Genomic DNA, 2,142 nt, shown 5'->3' with positions numbered 1-2,142 from the left:
CCATTGCTTCTTGCGTAATATTCACGATAGAAGCCTCATAATATCCTTTACTACCAAACACCTCTTCTGCAGCACACAATAATTTCTCTCTCGTTTCCAGTCCTTTTGTTGTTAGATTTTTTACATCCATTATTATTTTTTCTGACACCTGAATCACCTCTTAGATTTGATTATAAATATATTTTTGAATTTTACAATTATTTTTATTAGACAAAATCCGCCAAGTATTTTTCTACATACAAAAAAGACTAACTTATCTTTAAGTTAGTCTTTTAATCTTAATTAGAGCTAAGTTCCACTTTCTCTAACCCTTCAGCCAATTGTTTCTTATCTAACCCTTCCCCTATTACCACCAAGTTTGTCGGGAAACCGAAGTCTTGTTCCAGTAAAGTTGGTACCCCAAACGAATATTGGAATAAGTGAGGGTATTTATCTCCATGGAATTTCACAAAACCTTTCACACGATAAATACTATCTGGTAAATTCGAAAGCCATTCATACAATTTCTCTTGATCAATCGATTTCGTAAATTGATACGTCATTGTTTGTATATGTAAATGTTGTTTAACATGAAGTGTCTCGTGTTCTCCATCACTCACAAATTCAGCTTCTTCTATATCATTCAAAGATATATTACAATACTTTGTTTCAAACAATTTCGCATGATTATTTATTTCTTTTACTTCTTCAATTACTTTTTTCTTATCCTCATCTGTTAGTAAATCTGATTTATTAATAAGAATGTGACTACCAAATTTCATTTGCTCATGTAATAGCTGTTGTACATTTGCACTTAATATACTTCGGTTTAACCATCTTACTGCATCTAATACGACTACTATAGATTTCACTTCAAGGAAAGGAGCTAAAATTGGTGATACACATGCATCTAACACTTCAATTGGATGTGCGACGCCTGTTGTTTCTATATAAATTACATCTGGTCTTTCTTGTTGATATAAAGAATGTAATTGTATTTCAAGCTCTTCTTTCAACGTACAACAAATACATCCTTTCAGAAGTTCCCTTAACACATTCTCTTTTCCAATAATATCTGTATCTACCGAGTATTCACCGATTTCATTCATCAAAACTGCAACTTTTCGATTTTTCTTCTTTTCTGCTAATAATAAATTTTGCAGCAATGTTGATTTTCCGCTACCTAAAAAACCACCTAATATATGAATTTCTACTTTATTCATTCGATCGACCATCCATTTCTTTATTCTAAACGTATTCAAAGCGTAATAATTACGATTTATATTTATCATTTTATTAAAAGAACAACTATTTGTAAACAAAACTGCTAGATTATCGTTTCATTTTCATTCACTTCATGAGCAACTCTAATTCCAGACTCAATCGCTCCTTGCATCCATCCATGTGTTAACGTCGTATGTTCTCCTGCAAAGTGCACCCTGCCAGCTGGCGGCGTAATATATGGAAATACTTCAAGCTCTTGCCCTGGTTCAAAAGCTGTAAATGCTCCGCAAGAATACGGATTTTGACTCCAGCTAAAAGATTCTCCTGCAACATACTCACTATAAACCACGTTTCCATATATTTGCGCTAAATTTTTCAACGCATAACAAATACGTTCTCTATGCGAGAGACTATCCCATGTTAATGCTTCATCTGCCCAAGTATAACTTGCTAAAACGATCGCTGCCCCTGGTGTATGAATGCCGTAGCTCGGATAATATGTAAAGCGGATAGGTAAATCTGTAATGGACTTCCCACCATATTGTCCTGCTCTTTCCCAAAACCTACTTTTAAACTCTATCGCAATTTTAGTTGAAGCAATATAATTTAATTCACGAATTGCCCGCCTTTTATGATAAGAGAATAAATGATATGGCTGGACTTCTACAAATCGCAAAGCTGAAAATGGAATTGTGACAATAGCGATGTCACCAGTTACTATAAATGAATTTAACGTTTGTTCATGGGTTACTTGCAGCATTACTTTATTATCTTCCTGYATAATTTTTTCTACTTTATACGACATAAAAATATTATCCTTTAGTTCTGGTAAAAATGAATTTGGTAATTTATCCATCCCGCCCGTTATCTCATAATATTTCGTCGTTGAAGTGAAAAAGATCATTTCGCGTAATACTTCAATTAAAGACATTCCCATGT

2 protein-coding genes and 1 pseudogene are annotated in these 2,142 nt (G+C 33.4%); all 3 read right to left on the bottom strand.

Annotated elements, in window-relative coordinates:
• Positions 1-148: pseudogene (locus tag AC1DTM_RS23785) on the bottom strand (TetR/AcrR family transcriptional regulator); the annotation flags it as partial.
• Positions 149-278: 130 nt separating this feature from the next.
• Positions 279-1,202 carry a CobW family GTP-binding protein gene (locus AC1DTM_RS23780; protein ID WP_016104543.1) on the bottom strand — a complete coding sequence of 308 codons (924 nt, stop codon included), beginning with the start codon at positions 1,200-1,202 and terminating at the stop codon, positions 279-281.
• A 104-nt stretch (positions 1,203-1,306) separates the two neighbouring features.
• Positions 1,307-2,142: flavin monoamine oxidase family protein (locus AC1DTM_RS23775; protein WP_477001039.1), on the bottom strand; the 836-nt coding region annotated here is incomplete at its 5' end.

The organism is Bacillus sp. P4_D3 (genome assembly GCF_056401855.1).
This window is presented reverse-complemented; position numbering and strand designations above follow the sequence as displayed.

Coding starts and splice junctions, on each gene's coding strand:
- AC1DTM_RS23780 (WP_016104543.1), bottom strand. CDS start 1,202: ATGAATAAAGTAGAAATTCATATATTAGGTGGTTTTTTAGGTAGCGGA.